The organism is Runella zeae DSM 19591 (assembly GCF_000423565.1).
Lineage (GTDB): Bacteria > Bacteroidota > Bacteroidia > Cytophagales > Spirosomataceae > Runella > Runella zeae.
Genome location: NZ_KE384049.1, coordinates 46,697 through 63,971, shown reverse-complemented (window position 1 = coordinate 63,971; position 17,275 = coordinate 46,697). Strand labels below are relative to the sequence as shown.

Below are 17,275 nucleotides of genomic sequence, written 5' to 3'. Positions count from 1 at the left end.
AAAATCGCTTTATGAATCCGTCTTTAGAAAAGGATATAGTCTGATTTGTAACGTTTGCCAAAAAATTGTAATTTTTATAGAGTACTTGATAGTTATGGCTAAAAAAAATAAATATGCTCTGTCCCCATGAGCTTAACTTTTGTCCAGTAATCAGAACATCCAGTTTAATTTTGCATAATTACTTAAGCAGTAGAAGAGTATAACTGTTTCTAAATTGCTAATAATCATAACAGATAACGATTAAATATGCCTTAGCACTTAATTATGAATTGGGTTCGATATACCTTAGTGATGTGGGTAGGCTGGCTATTCACAAATGGTGCATGGGGGCAGATTGCAATACCACATGCCAAATCAAAAATGTCTTTGCCATCGACTGAAAATATTCGTCAGATTGATGAATTTTATGACCGATTTAATGCGTATCGACTGGCCAATGGACAGAAAATCAGTGATTCATTGCGACGAACTTCATTGCGAGCTGAGCTTATTCGGGGGCTAATCAATGCAGAAGATACAAAATGGCACAAGCCCGAAGAACGAGAAAAACTTTCGCGTTTTATCAAATTGGTATGTGACGAAAACAAACCGCGCTACCTAGAAAAATTTGATGATAAAATATATGCCATTGCGTCTTGTAAAGTAGAGTATTTCAGTTCGCCATCCACCACCGATTTATTGTTTCGTCGAAAAGTAGAAAAGGGCACCCACTCATGGCTCTTACAAGGTGTTTCGGATGATTTTATGGTTCAATTTGAAAAAAAAACGGAGCAACGGGCCGTGGTGCCTAATGCCCATGAAACCAATTTTCTGAGTCTTTCTAACGAACTACATGCAGGAGTACCTTTACGAAATTATACAGATACAAGCTTTCGTTTCGACGCTTTGAGTGCCTTTGTGTTTGCGGTCGACAACAAATTTGTGAAATTTAATGAATGTGACCATGTTACGGTTTTTGTAACCGGAATCGAAGGATGGATTATCAAATTAGAAGAGTATACCCGCGAAAACACTAACTCGGGGTGGTTGATTAGCGATTTGATTGAAACCAAACAAGAAACTACCCAAGCACTTATCTTCAAATATAAATAGACAACGATATGGGAGTGAGACTCAATGAGCAATTTTGAGCAAGCCACAATTGGATCACTTGGCTTACTTGATTTATTAAGTACATCATCATCAGAGATAGAAATACTCAGATCCACTGTTAGTTATGAATGGAGGAGTTCCTGCAGAGGACATTCTTAAACTGATGCGATTTCGGAGATAATAGTACTTAAAAATTGTTTCAGTGAAGTTTTTTTACCACTTGATAACATTCTATTGACCTAGGCAGGATAGGATGTTAATATTGAGTTTTACTTAACTCGTCACAAAATGCTCAACGCTAATCTTGAATTTGATCAGATTCCGCTCAGTCACCGAAGATCGTTTAATGGACTTCATGCTCAAAAACAAAAAATAGCCTTAGGTACCTTGCTTTATAAGTTTACTGACTGGGAAGTTTTCAATTCTTACACAGATACTGCCAACCAACTCAAAGAATCGGTTTCGGTTTTTGGGGGGCTTTGGGCGATTTGCACGATGTATTGGCGTATGCTACTCAGTCCAATAAAAGTTTGCTAGATTGTATTCGACGACGTAATGCGGTATTGCACAATTGGAATGGCCTTAATTCTTTGGTAATCATACGCCTTCGACAAGACGTGGTTGGATTTGTGGGAGGCATCGGGCCCCAAACCGAAAAAGGCTATGCCGAGCAGTACATGAAAAGGCGTGGCTATACCCCACCTATTCAGCTCTGGGGAGGAGCTTCGCAGGTATATTTGCCAGGGCTTACGCGGCTACATGTAGAAGAAATAGTACCTTCTGCTACTGTATTGGTACGTGACCCTGTGCCCGATATAGTGGCCTTTTTGGAAGAGTATGACCTAGTATAAATCATGCCATAAATAAAGGTCTTTCACTCCCAATTGGTATATTCTAAACAAAAGCTACCGTTTACTCAATAATGCTTGACATTGGAAGGTGTCTTTTCTAAGTTTGAGAAGTGTTATGATAAAGTGAGTTCGGATTTTTAGGTTCTCGGCACAAGACTTCTAAACACTTAAACCCTCTATGCTTTCTACCCTTACATTCAGTAGCGACCTCAAACGTGCGGTTCAGATAGCTCAGTCTGTAGCAAAAGAACATCAGCAGGCTAATTATTCGCCAGGGCATTTGCTCAAGGGAATTTTGCACAATGACGTGGGGCTGTCGAGTGTCCTTGCTGCTTGGGAAGTTGATGTGTACTACTTGAGAGATTGGGCAGATATTAGGATAGAAAAATATCCCAAATCGGCACGACCAGTAAGTGATATAAGAGGCGATGCCCAAGTGCAAGCCGTGTATGAGGTATCAGATGTGATACGAATGAAACTGGGCGAAGAAGAGGTATCTCCTTTGGCTGTTTTGACGGCTATTGCTAGGCCAGGGGTAGGTTTTCAGAAAGATCAACTAAAATCCTTTCCTCTTACAGAAACTGAACTGCTTGCCAAAGCTATGGAGGAGGCTGGAGTACAAGGCAGTGTAGCTCCGGCAAATGGAAATAAAAGTAGCATATCAGGAGCCACAAACACGGATACTTCAGGACAAAAAACATTACATAAATACTGCGTTGACAAAACGGCCATTGCAAGGGAAGGGAAACTTGACCCCATCATCGGGCGCGATAAAGAAACCCGCATGACCATCGAAATCCTAGGTCGCCGTACTAAACCAAACGTGATCATTGTGGGAGAACCTGGGGTAGGAAAAACCGCCTTGGTAGAAGGGCTCGCGCAGTTGATTGTTGCTGAGCAGGTGCCAGGGCATTTGCAAAATGCAGCTTTGCTCCAGCTAGATATGGGGGCTTTGATTGCGGGAGCCTCTTACAAAGGAGAAATTGAAGATCGACTTAAAAATATCATTGCCGAAGTAAAACAGTTGGAAAGAGCGCTGCTTTTTATTGACGAAATCCACATCTTAATGGATCCGCAGAGCGGGGCAATGGGACTAGTCAACCTTCTCAAACCCGAACTTGCCCGGGGAGAATTGACGGTCATTGGTGCCACTACACTAGATGAGTTTAGGAAGTTTATGGAGCCTGATGAGGCATTTAGTCGTCGTTTTGAATTGGTAAAAGTAGAAGAACCCGATGAGATAACAGCCGCCCGGATGATTGGGAAAGTAGTTCCTTTATTTGAAGAGCATCATCAGATGAAGGTAGGCGAGGGGACTATCTCCGAAACCGTCCGCTTGGCAAGACGATACATCAAAGACCGTCGTTTGCCTGATGCCGCTATTGACCTCATCGACCGCACCATGGCCGCCATGAAACTCATGAGCGAAACTACCCAGCGCGAGATTGATTTTTTGCGCGAAGAATTATCGCTTTTGCAAGCTTCGCATGGTGGAGGAGACCCATTATTGTATCTACAAGAATTACGTTGGTTCGAACGGCAATTGCAGCATCGGCTAAGTCCCATTTTGCTGGGTCAGTTGGAAGAACAACTTGATTTATCCCAGCTAGAATTACCTGAGGCGGTTGCCGAACATTTGCAACTATTGGTTGAGCAATTAGAAGCTTTAGGAAAACGAGAAAAAGAAGCGGTTCAGAAACACGACGTTGCGGCGGTGGTTGCTCACAAAACGGGCATTCCTTTAGGAAAATTGCAGTCCAAAGAACGTGAGAAGCTGCTACAACTAAACGAACACCTCAAAAAACGGGTCATTGGGCAAGACCATGCGATTCAGGTTATTGCAGATGCGATTTTAGAAAACCGGTCGGGATTGAGTCGCCCGGGGCAACCGATTGGGTCTTTTTTCTTTTCAGGACCTACAGGAACAGGGAAAACCGAGCTTGCCAAAACGATGGCAGATTTTTTGTTCAATGACGAAAAAGCCCTCATCCGCTTTGATATGTCGGAGTTTAAAGAAGAACATTCCGCTGCTGTTTTGTACGGAGCGCCTCCTGGCTATGTAGGGTATGAAGAAGGAGGGCTATTGGTCACTAAAATCAAACAACAGCCTTTTGCTATTGTACTGTTTGACGAAATAGAAAAAGCGCATCCTTCGGTTTTTGATTTGTTTTTGCAGATTTTGGATGAAGGAACCCTACACGACCGTCTTGGGCGCGAGGGTGATTTTTCGAATGCCATTATTTTATTTACTTCCAACATCGGTGCAGAGTGGATTACCGAACAATTTGGGAAAGGCACGATTCCAGCCTCTAATGACATACTTGACTTAATGACCAAGCATTTTCGGCCAGAGTTTTTGGGGCGTCTCACCGAGATTATTCCATTTAGTCCGATTACTGAGAAAGCCGTTATCAATATCTTCAATATTCAGTTGAAACCTTTAGAAAAGCTATTGGAAAAACAAGGAATCACTTTGCAGATTGACGATGAGGCACGTAAAGCCCTTGCACTTGAAGGCTTTACGCCAAAATACGGCGCACGGCCTATTCGTGGTGTAATCCGTAATCGCATTCGTAGGCCTCTATCGAGGATGATTGTGGCGGGCGAAATCGGCAAAGGCTCTGAAGTAAGACTGAAATTGGGCGAAAGTGGGGAGTTTGAATGGGAGAAACTAACGCTTTTGAGCTAGGTAATAAAGTCAGCAGTAGGGATAAATACGTGATTTTTAAATCAGGGGTTTTCACTCTTAAAAGCTTGATAACTAAGATATAATTTTGTTCTGTCAATAATGTAAATGCAAACACAATGATTAAACATCTGCAATTATGCCACTAAATCAGAACATCGTAAATTGGGTTTCAAGTCGAGTAGGAAACCGGGTCGGGAATGGAGAATGTTGGACATTGGCCGAAACCGCCCTCCGAGAATCAGGCGCGCGAACCTCCAACGATATTATGGGTGCCGACAATGTTACAGCCAACGCCGATTATGTGTGGGGAGACCCCGTCACACTCGCTAATTTGACGCCAGGTGACATTATCCAGTTTCGGAATTATGTCGTGACCGTTGATAATGGCTCCTCTTGGTGGCAAGAGACTCGCCCACATCATACTGCTATTGTAGCGTCAGTAGGGGCAAATGGTGTCGTTGAAGTGCTGGAGTGTAATGTTAAAGGCTCGCGGCGAGTACAGCGAAATACGTTGTATTTTCAGACGAGCAGCAGTGTATCTATTAGTGGAAGTTGGTGGTTTTATCGTCCCCAGCCCCGTACGTAAAATGAATAGATTAAGTAAAAATACCTGATTTGAAAAATTGCGTATTTTCACTATAAAATCCTTGATAATCAGTAAATACCTTTGTAAGGTCAATCAATCAAACAAACCCTAATAACCCTTAGCTATGGCAATCGAAAAACCTCAACTCGGCGGTGTCATCATTGATGAAGGCACAAGCGAAGCAATCAAGCTTTTGCATGATAATAAAACGGCGATTGTGAGCAAGTTTACGGCCGATTCTATGAGTCAAGCGCCCGTAGAAGGAATTCAAAAATTGCAAGAGGCATTTGACCATTTTCAGCCTCAGGTAGACATTACTCATACTACCGAAGAAGGCCAAGAAGTAAACGAAACTTTGAACTTTACGAGCTTGAGCGCCTTTACTATCAAAGGGATGATTGAGCAAAGCGAGTTTTTGCAAGAATTGAAAGGTAAAGAAGATGATTATCAGACGCTTATCAAAAGGCTGATGACCAATAAAGTATTTCAGAAGCTTTTGGCCGACCCTGCCGGCAAAGCCGCTTTTTTGGAAGCATTGAATGCAATGATTGTCGAACTTGATGACGTTGATGGCGACTAATATCCCCATTCACATTTGACACTAATCTTACTTTATGACTCACTTTTGCAACTAATAAGCTTATCATGGCACAAGAAGAACAATTACCCCAGTCAAAAGAACTCACCAAAGAAAAAGTAAAAGCCGCTCCACGTCCTCTTACCCAGACCGTTCAACAACTAGCCAAATATGGCGGTTTTGAATTTATCAAAACAATCGTGGACGGTACCGAAAACATGGACCCTACCAAAAAAGCGAGAAAGGCCATGTTTATGGAAGAAGACGAAAATAAAGCGGATCGTAAAAAGTTAAAAAAACGTCTTCAAGCAGTGGCAGATTTATTGTCGGCTCATGATAATGTAGCAGATATGGTAGCTGAAGCTGAAGAAAAAGCCACTTCTGCTAGTGAGACACTCAAGTCAAACCTGCTCAACTGCTTGAGCCAAACCGAAGAACTCGAACGGTCTTATCGTTCATTGGCTTTGTTTTTTGAAAATGCAGCCGAAGAAAAAATCAAAAACTTAACACTTTTTGATGCGGGACTTGACGCTACTACCGACACCGACGGCTTTAGCAATCCTACTGGAATCTTTGAACAAGTGGCTAAAGAACTTCGTGACAACTACGACCGTTTTGACCTTACCAACAACTACTCATTGCTTGTATTGCCAGGCTGGTTGAAAAAAAATACCATCGTAGACAAGTGGGCCGAGCTTGCGCACCAAAACAAAACAATGCTTGTAACAGATTATCGTCACTTAGACAGTGCCGAAGACGTAGAAGCAATGTTTGATAGAGACAAACTCACTGGCTCAGACCCACATAAAGCGCACGTAATGATGCCTTGTAACTGGGTGGTAGGCCGTGAAGCTAACACCGAAATTGGCGAAGAAGAGCACCTTTTTATACCCCCCTCAATGGCGCTTGCTGGTTTACTTTGGGGAGGAAATATCGCCCAACCTGCCGCAGGTTTGGCTCATGGTAAGCTCAAAATGGCTTCTGGTACTCGCTTTACGATGCGCAAAAACGAAGTTGCCCAGCTAGAGAGCAAAGGTCTGATTCCGCTCATTTATGAATGGGGAAGGGTAGTGCCCCAATCGGCCAAAACGTTGTTTGACGGAGATAATGTGGGCTTACAAACGTATAGCGTGGTACGCGTTTTTGATTGGGTGGGTAAGATTATGCAAGATTTCTTGAATCGACGTACTTTCGAAAATATCGACAATCGCATGCTCGAAGACATCAAAAAGCAGATGTCGAAGTTTTTGGCCGAGATTCGTGGGCCAGGCAAAATCATCGAAGACTATCGCAATCTAGAAGTAAAACGGAATCCTGCTAAACCTACACACGTGGTTATAAACGTGGATTTAAAACCGTTTTTTCCTGCTAAGGTCTTTGCCATCAACATGACAGGAACTAAGGGCGACTGGGACGCTGATATTAAATAACAATCAAAAAATATAACAAAATCATGGGACAGCCTGCCGCAAGAGTAGGGGATAATCACGTATGCCCAATGGTAACTGGAGTGGTGCCTCATGTGGGAGGCCCAATCTTGCCCTTACCAACAGTTTCAAAAGTTCTTATCGCAGGGATGCCTGCTGCTACCGTAGGAACCATGTGTACCTGCGCAGGCCCTCCAGATACTATCGTGAAGGGGTCGGCTACCGTGTTTATTGAAGGAAAGCCCGCCGCTCGTATGGGAGATTTGACAGTTCATGGGGGGACGATTGCAATGGGCGCTCCTACGGTATTGATTGGTGGTTAATTCAATATTTTGCAAACAATTCAATTTTTAAACATAACAAAAAATCACTCTTAAACTTTACAACCATGGCACACAAGGCAACAATTACAATCGACGGGGAAGATTTCGAAGTATTACATTGTTCATATAGTATGCATCAGCATGTCAATCCTCATACCAACGAAACCACTTCAGAGGTGTTTGGCGGCAATATTGACGTGACTATCGAAACTCGTAACGCCAATGCCAAAATCATTGAGCTGATGACCTTACAACACAAAGACGACATTAGTGGCGTTCTCAAATTTGTGAACCAAAAAGGAGAAGAGTTGCGTACCATCAAGTTTAACCACGCTTCGGTGGTCAATTTCAGCGAAACCTTCAACTTATCGGGAAGCGGTACGGGTAATCAGACTTTTACAATCTGCTCTAAAGAGCTTGACATTCAGGGTAATGTGCTGAAATTGTTGAGAGAGTAATAGCCTGAAAATCTAAGCAAATAAACTTTCCGAAACATGACTTTTGAGGTGGTCTAAAGTTTTCGGAAAGTTTAGGCATTTTATACAAATAGTTAAAATTTATGAACTCTTACAATCTAAAAAATAGATAAATCTGTGTTTTATCTATTCTGACAACTGATTGTATACGAGTATTGAAAAAATATTTCAAAAAACAAATACTATTCACAGACTTTAACTCTTGAGACTATTTATGGGGACACCTATTATTTTAGGTTTTGGAGATGGAGAGAGCTTATCTTCTATCAATTCAATAACGTTAGGAGGCGGAGTCGCATGGGGAAAAGTGACAATTCCGTTCGTTCCACTTATTTTTTCTCAAGAAAAAATCGCCGAAGTTTTGGGAGCGCAAAATAGCTATGCTTTGGGGAGGGCTCGCCTTACAAACGAGCGTTTTTATAATGAAACCTATTCGGGGCTTCCTTTACTCTATCAGCGGCGCTTTTGGGGAACTACCACTAAAGTCGAAAAACCGGTAGGTGGATGGGCCATTGGCTTATCGGGGGGCGCAATTATGAACTCAGCTTCCACGGCTATTTTGAGTTTATTGCGACCTATGGTAGGGCGATTGTTGTCCAGTGTGAGTTTAGATGCTGCGCAAGTATCTGTAAGTCAGAATGCTACCTTGTATGGTATGAATGGTTACAATACGTATGATTTAAACCAAGCAGTATTTTCAAGTTGTAATGTGTTTTTTATCAATGCAGGCATTGGATGTCTTGTCCAATCTTCTCTGAATATTGTGTTTATTGGCAACTTCCCGCGCATGGATATGTCAGATCACCTCAACCCTTTTACCCTGATTGCGCACCTCAGCAATGTATACTCTAATTCTATTGCATGGGCAATAGTAGGGGACTCAGCCGCAGGTATGATTTTTCCGGGGGCATCCATTTCGTTTATTTCTTCTTAAACTGTGTTTAAAATATTCCGTAAAATATGCCACCTCCAACCAGTACTTTCACTTCGAGCCTAGAGATAACCATCAATGGGACTACCATTCCTAGGGTGAATTATCTGCGTATCAATCAGCGTTTTGAGTCTCATCATAGCTTCGAAATTAGTGTTTCTCCTTCGACTTTAGCGGGTCCATCTGAAAGACTTCGCAACGTAGCTGACAGTTTTATGGGACACCGAGTGGCCGTCCGAATGTCACAGACGAGAGAAGGGTTTCCGACGCAAAACAATACTTTTATTGGCGTAGTGATGTCGGTAAAGCTCATAAGAGGACAAAGCCAAAGTTCTAGTTATTTGATTACGGGTTTTGGGTTGAGTATTTTTTTGGCGATGGGCTTAGGTACGAGGTCTTATTCAGAAAAAACCTTGTCAGATATTGTGAATAGCACTTTGTCTCATGATTGGGTACTCAATTCGCCCACCTATACTACTCCTATTCCGTACGTTACACAATACGACGAAGACCGATTTCATTTTCTACAGCGTATGGCAGACCGCTATGGGGAGTGGTTTTATTATAACGGCGAAAAATTGATCTTTGGCAAGAATGCGCGCCCTTCGGCACCTACCATTACGCTAACGCACAGCCGTAATTTTTTTGATATGGAGTACGGCCTTCGCATTACGCCAGTCAAATGGAAAACATCTTATTTTAACTATGAAGCGTTTGAGCGTTTTGATGCCGACTCGGCTGCTGAGCAAGTAAGCGGGTTGAGTTCGCTCTCGCAAATGATGCTTGATCGTTCAGAACAAACTTTTATTGACAACGGTCTCAACGAAATTGGTTATCAGGATTTTGTGACAGAAGCAGCATTAAAGCAGGCTGTAAAAGTAGAAAAAAGTGAAAGAGCCAATCAATTGGCTATTATTTCAGGGCGAACGCCTGAAATGGAACTGAAAATTGGAAATTTAGTAAGTATCGTCGAGCCTATCTACCAAAATGGGGTGATTGTGGATAGAGTAGAATATGGGACATTCGTGATTACGGCTCTTTATCATAGTGTGGATGGAAGTGGGGTCTATCAAGCGTATTTTGAGGGCATTCCCCAAGATACAGATATGCCACCCGTCAACTACAACGTAATTCCTCGCAAAGCTACCCCACAGGTGGCAATAGTAAAAGATACGGCAGATCCTTTAGAGTTGGGAAGGGTACAGCTACAAATGTGGTGGCAAGGGGTAAGAGCCTCCGAACCAGATCAACTTACGCCGTGGGTACGGGTAGCTATGCACATGACAGGCAAATCAAAAAGCTATTTTATTCCCGAAGTAGACGATACCGTGATGGTGGACTTTGAGTACGGGAATCCAGATTTACCATTTGTAGTGGGAAGTCTGTATGCCAATGATTCTGGCCCACGAAAACCGGGAGGTGAACTTTTTCGTTCGGATAATCATATCAAAGGAATTATTACTCGGGCCCAAAATCATATCATCATTGATGATACGGATGGCAAAGAAAAAATAAGAATATTCAACAAAGAAGAAAAGAATTTGATTGAACTCTCCCTGGATGGTACACACATCACTATTAAAAGTGAAGGGGATATTAATTTTGAGGCAGGAGGAGACATCAACATGAAAGCCCAAAAATATAATGTGACACTTGAAGATACGATGGAAGTAACTACTGATAAAAGTGTATCTATAACGGCTCAAAAAGAAATAGCCGCTTATACCGAAACCGGAGCTATCTTCTTAGAATCAAAAGATAAACTCAATCTCAAAAGTGCCATGGGCACAGAAATGACCTCCGATATGTCGATAAAGGTGGATGGGTTGGATGTAAATATTGAGGCCAAAACCAATGCCAATGTCAAAGGCAGTGTTCAGCTAAATCTGGAAGGAGGAACGGTAGCGGCGCTTTCTGGAGCCATTGTCAAAATCAACTAATATACCACCATGCCCGAAGATTATTATCCTATGCCGCCGTCGTTTGGGGCACTTATGAAAAAACAACCTGTGATAGAAAAGATATCGGCGCAGGAATCAATAGCGCAAAATATCTCTTTGTATCTAGCGTCTAAGCCCAAGGAGTATTATTTTGATAATCAGTATGGTTGTATCGTGCATGGCTATGATTTTAGACAGCTCAAAGACACTCCCAGCAAAGACCAAATCAAACGGAGTGTGGAAGAATATTTAAAAAAATTTGAAAAGCGAATCGTGGTCAATAAGGTAGATATCAACATTGATGACGTAGAAGAAAAAGTAGACGGTGGTAACCCAAGGATATGCCGATACATTCAGATTGTGATTGCGAGTACGCTTGTTCAGACGCAAGAGCGTTTACCCGACATGAAATTTCGATTGGTAAGGTATTCTTAGCGGGCGTTGAATGATAAATTCCCAAAGAGTCATCGCTTTTCATCCCTAAACCTATGTATAACGAACCTCGTCGCTATAAAAACCGTGAGTATATCCGAAGTGAAATGATTCGGGAAATTGCGCGTTTGTGGCACTATGATGAAAGTGAACTTGCGGTCGAAAGTTTTGACCCTTTGGTGGGGATGCTACTTGGAGCATTTGCAACGGGCCTAGAAAATGTTCATCATGAACTCGACAATTCGCGCAATCGGGTAGTGCAACGCCTCGCCCAACTGCTCACGCCCGACGTACTCACCGGGCCGCAACCTGCCCATGCTGTCATGAAAGTCAGTATTTTGGATCCTTTTTATGAAGTAAGCCCTGAGCAGGTTTTTACACTCAATGCCACTGGAAAAGAGTTTCATTTTACGGCGGCTGGGAATTTTGTGCTTCATAATGTAAAAATTAACAGGGTAATTCAGCAAAGCCGTATTCGCGATTTGAGTGCAAATAGCCCCCGCGAATATTTCATGGATCAAGCTCTGCCTTTAGATGAAATGTGGGTGGGACTTACCTTGGATGAGCATTTAGAAGAACTCAACAATCTGGCTTTCTTTTTTGATTGGCGCAACGACCCCAATCGTGCCATGCACCTCAACAGGCTGATAGATGTGCGCATGTTTAGCCAGCAAGAAGAATTACAAATCAAACAAGGAGTAGCTCATCGAAATGAATCGGGGGGATTGGTCGATGAAATGAGCGTTTCGGCTCGTATTGAGCGCCTTTTAAGGCGACAATACGACGCGCATTTTATATGTCTCAGCAGCCGCAACCGACAATCTGGTGCGGAGCTTCCTATTCAACGTCTGAAAAGCAAATATCCAGAGGCAATTGTGTCTTTTTTGAAGCCCGACGAGCTTCAAAAATATTTTCCAGAAGAGCTTTTTTGGATTAAAATAAAATTTCCGGGCGGGCTTTCACCCGAGCACCTTTCGCGGATGTATCTTGATATCAACGCTTTCCCTATTCTCAATCGGAAAGCCAATAAGATGCTGCAAGAGTTACGTCCCGTCTTCAATGTTTTTCCGGTCAAGGTGGAAGAAGGTGAGTTTTTTGCCGATATGATAAGCATCGAAACACCCATGGGCACGAAGCTTACCAACGTGCAGCATTTTAGCCGAGAGCTTACCAATCAGTATTTGCTACGGCAAGGGGGAGTGGCAAGGTTTGATGAACGCGATGCTTCGGAGATATTGGCCTACGTGGTAGATTTGCTCAGAGATGAAAGTGCCATTTTTTCGGCTTTGGGCAAGGGCGAAATCGAAACCGATGTGGAAGAGATCCGAAAAAGATTGGAGCGGATTTCGCAAGTAGTAAAAAAAGATACTTTGCAAAATTTGTTTGTAAACGTCAAAACCAACGAAAAAAGTGGGCGCTTAGACGTGCGTTATTGGACTACAAAAGCGGATGTCGCCAACAACATTGCTTTTGGTACAAAACTTAACCGTGACCGTACCAACATCGCCTTTACCGACGAGATGACGGTTTTGCTTACTACGACCAAAGGAGGGCAGCGGCCTCTGCAAGGAGACGAAAATTTGCCCGTTTTTAAGAAAGCAGTTTTATCGCGTGGACGAGCCGTGACTATGGAAGACTATAAAGCAATCTGTATGGCCGAGCTAGGCGATAAATTACAGCGGGTCGAAATCACCAAAGGATTTATGATGGGGGCATCCCAATACCAAGGAGTTCAGCGGACACTCGACGTAAATTTAATTCCCAATTCACAAAAAAATATTCCTCTTGAGCAGTGGAACGATTATAAAATGCAAATAAAGTATATCTTAGAGGAACAATCATCAGGGATTTTACCAATAAGAGTACTATTGAATGGCGTCGAATAAAAAAACAAGCATGAATAAAACCGAAATCCTTCAAGCCAACCTAGAGCAAATGGCCGTCAAACGTCTGCGGGTAGAAGCAGTCGTGGAGGAGCTTGTTGCCAATGGATTTTGCCGGGTAGAAGAGATTGTGGTTTATCCAGAGATGTCTTCGGTAAAGTTCTTTGAAAGAGATGTATTGTCGGTCGAGCCTATGCTAAATCAGCTGGGCGGCATGGATTGGCTAAAAATCGAGACTCCTCGTGATGGTCTATACGATACCCTCCCCGAACGGCTTTTTCATCAGCCTTCAGGTCGGGTAAAAAACAATGATGTTTGGGAAGAAATTCGCGCCGAAGAAGAGCGCCAAGAGGCAGAAGCAAGGCAGTTTTTTTTGCCTTTCGACAATGCCCTTTACCATCAAAGAATAAAAATAGAACAATTTGAGAAACAAGCACTTGCCGGACAAGATGAAGGTTTTTTGAAAGAGTTTTTGGAAATATTTTGGCCTGACTATACCGATTTGAAATTAAATGCGCATCAAAAAGCCTCTCTTTTTCAGATTACGACCTTAGCCTACAAGGCTGCCGGAAAGTTGGCTGAGATGCAAGCCTGTTATGAGCAAATGCTCGGTCAGCCTGTGAGTCTTTCTTACGAAGATTTTGAATACGAACTTCCTATGTCCACCCCTTTTAAGGGGCTAGGAGAAGCAGGCTTGGGGGTTGATTTAGTAACAGTCTCTCCTTCGCTCACAGATGACAGTCGGCGTTTGAAAGTAAGCATCGGTCCTTTATCGGCTAGGGAGATGGAAGATTATGTGCCTAATGCAAAAAACAAAAAATTGGTGGATTTCTTAGGCGATATGTTGGTGCCTATTGAAATGGATTGGCGTTTGGAGTTGTTGTCTGAAGAAAAACAAGCTGGTTTTCAACTGAGTACATCAGGGGCAGGAGCGCTTTTAGGGTTTACTACCGTTTTGTGAAATTAGAAAAGAAGTTTAGGGCTTTTTAAAGAAATATTGTTAAAAACAATCATAGCAGGTAGAACGTTGGGATGGAATGAAAGTTTGAAACTACAATTCAGTCATTTTATTTTTTAAAACTTATTATGTCATCAACTGTACTTACGCTTTTTATTGGAAATATTGTTTTTGGAATAGCCAATTTAGGCATTTTGGCTTACTTAAAATCAGCGGAGATATTCTCTAAAAAGTTGCTAATGCACATTTTAGGAGTATTTGTGATGTTTGCTGCTTTAGGGGGAGTGGTAAGTCAGATTAGTTCAGTGGGCATTGGGTTTATTGTATTTGAAACTGGGGCACTGATTCTGGGAATTGTATTTGTGATGACTGCCTACAAGAGTTTTCGTACTTGGCTCTCACGCGACGAATTTACGCCCGGTTTATGGCTATGTATATCATTGATGTTTTTTGGGATTGCGGGCTTTATTCTTTCCTATTCTTTGATTAAGAAGCAGGAAGGGATGCTTACCCCTTATCTTTCGCTGGGAGCTTTACGTTATTTATTACCTTACTTGTTTATAAAATCCTACGATTTTTGGCAATCTATCCCCGTTCTCCAATACCGTAAGTGGTACTATCCCCTCAATTCGAAGGTACCTATCATTGAACTGCGCAATACCCAACGTGTAAAAATTAGGATTTTCAAGCAGCCCAATAGCTCTGTTTGGGAAGGACATGAGTTTGAAGCCCCCAAAGACCGCGAACTGGGTGAATGGATGCAGTATATGATTGAGCTATACAACACCAAAGTGGACCCTGCGCATCCAATCATAGTAGTGGATGTACAAACTGGCAAACCCTTTGGCTGGGTCTTTTACAAAACCTCTTTTTTTGGATTTGTAAAGACCTACTACGATCCTAATAAGACATTTACCCAAAACAATATCACAACTAGCACTCCTATAGTGGCGCGCAGTTTTATCGACTAAAATCTCACTTATGGCAACTTCTAAGTATCAGCCTATCAATTGGGTAGACGGCATGAAAATCACCAAGGAGCATCTCTTGGGAAGTGACTTGGCAGCTATTGATGCCATGAAAGAAATAGCCCGTACCCACCTTAACAGTTATACTTACGGTCTATTGCCAGCGGGTGATGGCAATGTATGTCAGCTCATTCAGAATGGAAATGAACTAAGCCTCCCTTTTTGTAAGGCTGTTACGCCAGGAGGGGTAAGGATTGATTTCCCGGTCTATGCCAATCAGCCACCGCTTACCTGTTCTCTGTCGAGTATCCAAAACGAATTGCTCAACGACCGAAGCTCCGAATTTTATGTTTTGCTTATTGTGGATCCTACGGCGGTAGTTCCTTTTGGCGAACCCAATCCCCAAGAGACTCCGTTGCGGCTGCCGCATTGGATGCCTTCACTTCGGCTGGCGGTGGCTACGGCTGAGCACATCCGCCAAAATCCTTCTGGATTGCATCACTTGGTGGTAGGGAAGTTGCGTAAAGTCAATCAGCAGTTTAATTTGTTATCTTCGGGAGAATATGTGCCTCCATGTATCAATATGGCGGTGCACCCGACCCTCGCTTGGTATTATGATTTGTTTGATGCATTGATTGGTCAAATTGACAAAAATGCGGAAACTACCGTTCAGAATGTGTACCTCAAAGCGCAGGATGAATGGTCCAAAAATGTGGGAATCTTAGCGCAAAAAGTAGTCCTTCACATTGCCGATAGTTATGACAATTACCGATTGATACTCAATGAAGCACCGCCTGCTCATTTTGTAGCTTATTTTGCCCGTTTTGCCCGGGTTTTTTTAGGAACCTTGAGGTGTTTGCCTCAGCGCAATAAAGAATACATGTACAACTATTTTGGACAGCGTTTTGGCGTAACTCAAGCTACCTTCGAATCCAAACTCAATATGCTGGTAAAGATTCAATACAATCACAATGATGTGGTTGCGAGCTTTGCCATCATCAAAGATTTTCTGGACAATCTCAACGCCATATTTAACGAATTGAGTGGTTTGGAATACGTATACAAAGGTGATACCGACGGCGGTTATCGAGGGAGAGAGCAATACCGATAAAACCCTATTTAACAACCTATAATACATGAAAACACCCTTTTGGAAATACTTGCTTGTGGGGCTATTGTTTTTTGGATTATTAGCACTGCTGTGTTATCGTCTTTGGGCTCCCCAAAACAAATCAGTCACTACTACCGAACTTTCGACTCAGTCTGAAGAAGATTTTGTAATCAATGCTCAGCTGATGGATACGCTTTATCGCTCGTATCGCGTGGCTGTGAAGGGCACTGACCCCATTGCGGCGGTGCAAGCAAGAGGCATTTTTCAGGGAAAATTGAGCGAAATGCAAAAGAAACCAGCAACTTCCAATGAGGGCGATTCTTTGTTTCGGAGGGTGATTAGAAATTATTATGGAGTAATCAAGGTCAATGAGGAAGCCATCCAAAATCAAAAAGGATTAGCTACTCAAAAACTCGAATTAAAAGATAAAATAGACCAACTTACCCGAATGAACCAACGTTTGGAAAGGCAAATTGACAATATATCACTACAGCCACTCCCGTCTCAAGGTGCACAGTAATTTCAAATGATTAGCGACCCACAACCCTACATTGATTATGAAAGCAATAAATGACGACATGCGTAGTACACGAATCATCAACTTCGGACTTTGTTATGCGGGGTTAATGGTTTTGTTTTTGATTTCATTGTACTTGAATTTCAGGAAAATCCCTGAGTTGGCTTCAGAAATGAACCGTACTACTGCCGCCGAAATGCAAGGTTTTTTGCAAGAAACCACCCGTCTTGATGATTATGTACGGATATTGACCAAACCACAGCAGTATTCCCCTGCTCAGTACCAAAAAGTGTTTGGGTTTATCAATCAGCTGAAAGTTTATTATAACAAGCCTTTGTTTTTGGCGGTATTGAAAAGTTATGAAGCCTTTGTGGGAGATTTGGGAAATGCGCGAAATATCCAAGACGATGAATGGGCTCAGCTAGCAACCAAGTACAATCAGTTGCTAGAAGAAAGAAAACAGCTTGAACAACAATTGAGCGATTTACAAAAACAAAGAACTACTTTCTAAGAT

The 17,275-nt window shown here is 42.4% G+C and carries 18 protein-coding genes; all 18 read left to right on the top strand.

All coding sequences use genetic code 11. The features are described from left to right. The first annotated feature begins 264 nt into the window (after positions 1-264). The 18 genes from G563_RS0132970 to G563_RS0132885 all read left to right on the top strand — a co-directional run bounded on the left by G563_RS0132970 (position 265) and on the right by G563_RS0132885 (position 17,272). The gene (locus G563_RS0132970) at positions 265-1,092 is read left to right on the top strand and encodes a hypothetical protein (protein WP_157585795.1); all 828 of its coding nucleotides are present in this window, start codon (positions 265-267) and stop codon (positions 1,090-1,092) included. 288 nt (positions 1,093-1,380) lie between these two features. Next, the gene (locus tag G563_RS0132965) at positions 1,381-1,629 is read left to right on the top strand and encodes a hypothetical protein (RefSeq protein ID WP_028669092.1); all 249 of its coding nucleotides are present in this window, start codon (positions 1,381-1,383) and stop codon (positions 1,627-1,629) included. Then, entirely contained in the window at positions 1,623-1,943 is a 321-nt protein-coding gene (locus G563_RS0132960) for a hypothetical protein (protein ID WP_157585793.1), read from the top strand. Before G563_RS0132965 ends, G563_RS0132960 begins: the two co-directional genes overlap by 7 nt. 178 nt (positions 1,944-2,121) lie before the next feature. After that, complete coding sequence (locus G563_RS0132955) at positions 2,122-4,632, top strand: ATP-dependent Clp protease ATP-binding subunit (protein ID WP_028669090.1); 2,511 nt, start codon at positions 2,122-2,124, stop codon at positions 4,630-4,632. Positions 4,633-4,768: 136 nt separating this feature from the next. Continuing rightward, positions 4,769-5,218: a hypothetical protein gene (locus G563_RS0132950; RefSeq protein WP_037328856.1), complete on the top strand. Its 450-nt coding sequence runs from the start codon at positions 4,769-4,771 to the stop codon at positions 5,216-5,218. A 124-nt stretch (positions 5,219-5,342) separates the two neighbouring features. Beyond that, positions 5,343-5,798 carry a hypothetical protein gene (locus G563_RS0132945; protein ID WP_051211356.1) on the top strand — a complete coding sequence of 152 codons (456 nt, stop codon included), beginning with the start codon at positions 5,343-5,345 and terminating at the stop codon, positions 5,796-5,798. 65 nt (positions 5,799-5,863) lie between these two features. Further along, positions 5,864-7,225, top strand: coding sequence for a phage tail sheath C-terminal domain-containing protein (locus G563_RS0132940; RefSeq protein ID WP_028669087.1), 1,362 nt, complete (start codon positions 5,864-5,866; stop codon positions 7,223-7,225). A 23-nt stretch (positions 7,226-7,248) separates the two neighbouring features. Beyond that, the gene (locus G563_RS0132935) at positions 7,249-7,545 is read left to right on the top strand and encodes a PAAR domain-containing contractile injection system baseplate protein (protein ID WP_028669086.1); all 297 of its coding nucleotides are present in this window, start codon (positions 7,249-7,251) and stop codon (positions 7,543-7,545) included. Between the two features lie 65 nt (positions 7,546-7,610). Continuing rightward, positions 7,611-8,003, top strand: coding sequence for a type VI secretion system tube protein TssD (tssD, locus tag G563_RS0132930; RefSeq protein WP_157585790.1), 393 nt, complete (start codon positions 7,611-7,613; stop codon positions 8,001-8,003). A gap of 232 nt (positions 8,004-8,235) precedes the next feature. Beyond that, positions 8,236-8,955: a hypothetical protein gene (locus tag G563_RS0132925; protein WP_028669084.1), complete on the top strand. Its 720-nt coding sequence runs from the start codon at positions 8,236-8,238 to the stop codon at positions 8,953-8,955. Between the two features lie 26 nt (positions 8,956-8,981). Continuing rightward, positions 8,982-10,892: a type VI secretion system Vgr family protein gene (locus G563_RS0132920; RefSeq protein ID WP_028669083.1), complete on the top strand. Its 1,911-nt coding sequence runs from the start codon at positions 8,982-8,984 to the stop codon at positions 10,890-10,892. 9 nt (positions 10,893-10,901) lie between these two features. After that, the gene (locus tag G563_RS0132915) at positions 10,902-11,327 is read left to right on the top strand and encodes a GPW/gp25 family protein (RefSeq protein WP_028669082.1); all 426 of its coding nucleotides are present in this window, start codon (positions 10,902-10,904) and stop codon (positions 11,325-11,327) included. Between the two features lie 53 nt (positions 11,328-11,380). Next, on the top strand, positions 11,381-13,210 hold the full coding sequence (locus G563_RS0132910; RefSeq protein WP_028669081.1) for a type VI secretion system baseplate subunit TssF: 1,830 nt from the start codon (positions 11,381-11,383) through the stop codon (positions 13,208-13,210). Positions 13,211-13,220: 10 nt separating this feature from the next. Next, positions 13,221-14,168 carry a type VI secretion system baseplate subunit TssG gene (locus G563_RS0132905; protein WP_169579834.1) on the top strand — a complete coding sequence of 316 codons (948 nt, stop codon included), beginning with the start codon at positions 13,221-13,223 and terminating at the stop codon, positions 14,166-14,168. Between the two features lie 125 nt (positions 14,169-14,293). After that, complete coding sequence (locus tag G563_RS0132900) at positions 14,294-15,136, top strand: TssN family type VI secretion system protein (protein ID WP_028669079.1); 843 nt, start codon at positions 14,294-14,296, stop codon at positions 15,134-15,136. A 10-nt stretch (positions 15,137-15,146) separates the two neighbouring features. Continuing rightward, on the top strand, positions 15,147-16,244 hold the full coding sequence (locus tag G563_RS0132895) for a hypothetical protein (RefSeq protein ID WP_028669078.1): 1,098 nt from the start codon (positions 15,147-15,149) through the stop codon (positions 16,242-16,244). 25 nt (positions 16,245-16,269) lie between these two features. Further along, positions 16,270-16,764 (top strand): hypothetical protein, encoded by a 495-nt coding sequence (locus G563_RS0132890; protein WP_028669077.1) that lies wholly within the window; start codon positions 16,270-16,272, stop codon positions 16,762-16,764. Between the two features lie 37 nt (positions 16,765-16,801). Further along, entirely contained in the window at positions 16,802-17,272 is a 471-nt protein-coding gene (locus tag G563_RS0132885) for a hypothetical protein (protein ID WP_028669076.1), read from the top strand. Positions 17,273-17,275 lie beyond the last annotated feature (3 nt).

Excerpts from the sequence above, each read along its gene's own strand:
- G563_RS0132885 (WP_028669076.1), top strand. The coding sequence starts at position 16,802 with ATGAAAGCAATAAATGACGACATGCGTAGTACACGAATCATCAACTTC.
- G563_RS0132950 (WP_037328856.1), top strand. The coding sequence starts at position 4,769 with ATGCCACTAAATCAGAACATCGTAAATTGGGTTTCAAGTCGAGTAGGA.
- G563_RS0132890 (WP_028669077.1), top strand. The coding sequence starts at position 16,270 with ATGAAAACACCCTTTTGGAAATACTTGCTTGTGGGGCTATTGTTTTTT.
- G563_RS0132895 (WP_028669078.1), top strand. The coding sequence starts at position 15,147 with ATGGCAACTTCTAAGTATCAGCCTATCAATTGGGTAGACGGCATGAAA.
- G563_RS0132970 (WP_157585795.1), top strand. The coding sequence starts at position 265 with ATGAATTGGGTTCGATATACCTTAGTGATGTGGGTAGGCTGGCTATTC.
- G563_RS0132900 (WP_028669079.1), top strand. The coding sequence starts at position 14,294 with ATGTCATCAACTGTACTTACGCTTTTTATTGGAAATATTGTTTTTGGA.
- G563_RS0132940 (WP_028669087.1), top strand. The coding sequence starts at position 5,864 with ATGGCACAAGAAGAACAATTACCCCAGTCAAAAGAACTCACCAAAGAA.
- G563_RS0132905 (WP_169579834.1), top strand. The coding sequence starts at position 13,221 with ATGAATAAAACCGAAATCCTTCAAGCCAACCTAGAGCAAATGGCCGTC.
- G563_RS0132925 (WP_028669084.1), top strand. The coding sequence starts at position 8,236 with ATGGGGACACCTATTATTTTAGGTTTTGGAGATGGAGAGAGCTTATCT.
- G563_RS0132920 (WP_028669083.1), top strand. The coding sequence starts at position 8,982 with ATGCCACCTCCAACCAGTACTTTCACTTCGAGCCTAGAGATAACCATC.
- tssD (WP_157585790.1), top strand. The coding sequence starts at position 7,611 with ATGGCACACAAGGCAACAATTACAATCGACGGGGAAGATTTCGAAGTA.
- G563_RS0132945 (WP_051211356.1), top strand. The coding sequence starts at position 5,343 with ATGGCAATCGAAAAACCTCAACTCGGCGGTGTCATCATTGATGAAGGC.
- G563_RS0132915 (WP_028669082.1), top strand. The coding sequence starts at position 10,902 with ATGCCCGAAGATTATTATCCTATGCCGCCGTCGTTTGGGGCACTTATG.
- G563_RS0132965 (WP_028669092.1), top strand. The coding sequence starts at position 1,381 with ATGCTCAACGCTAATCTTGAATTTGATCAGATTCCGCTCAGTCACCGA.
- G563_RS0132935 (WP_028669086.1), top strand. The coding sequence starts at position 7,249 with ATGGGACAGCCTGCCGCAAGAGTAGGGGATAATCACGTATGCCCAATG.
- G563_RS0132955 (WP_028669090.1), top strand. The coding sequence starts at position 2,122 with ATGCTTTCTACCCTTACATTCAGTAGCGACCTCAAACGTGCGGTTCAG.
- G563_RS0132910 (WP_028669081.1), top strand. The coding sequence starts at position 11,381 with ATGTATAACGAACCTCGTCGCTATAAAAACCGTGAGTATATCCGAAGT.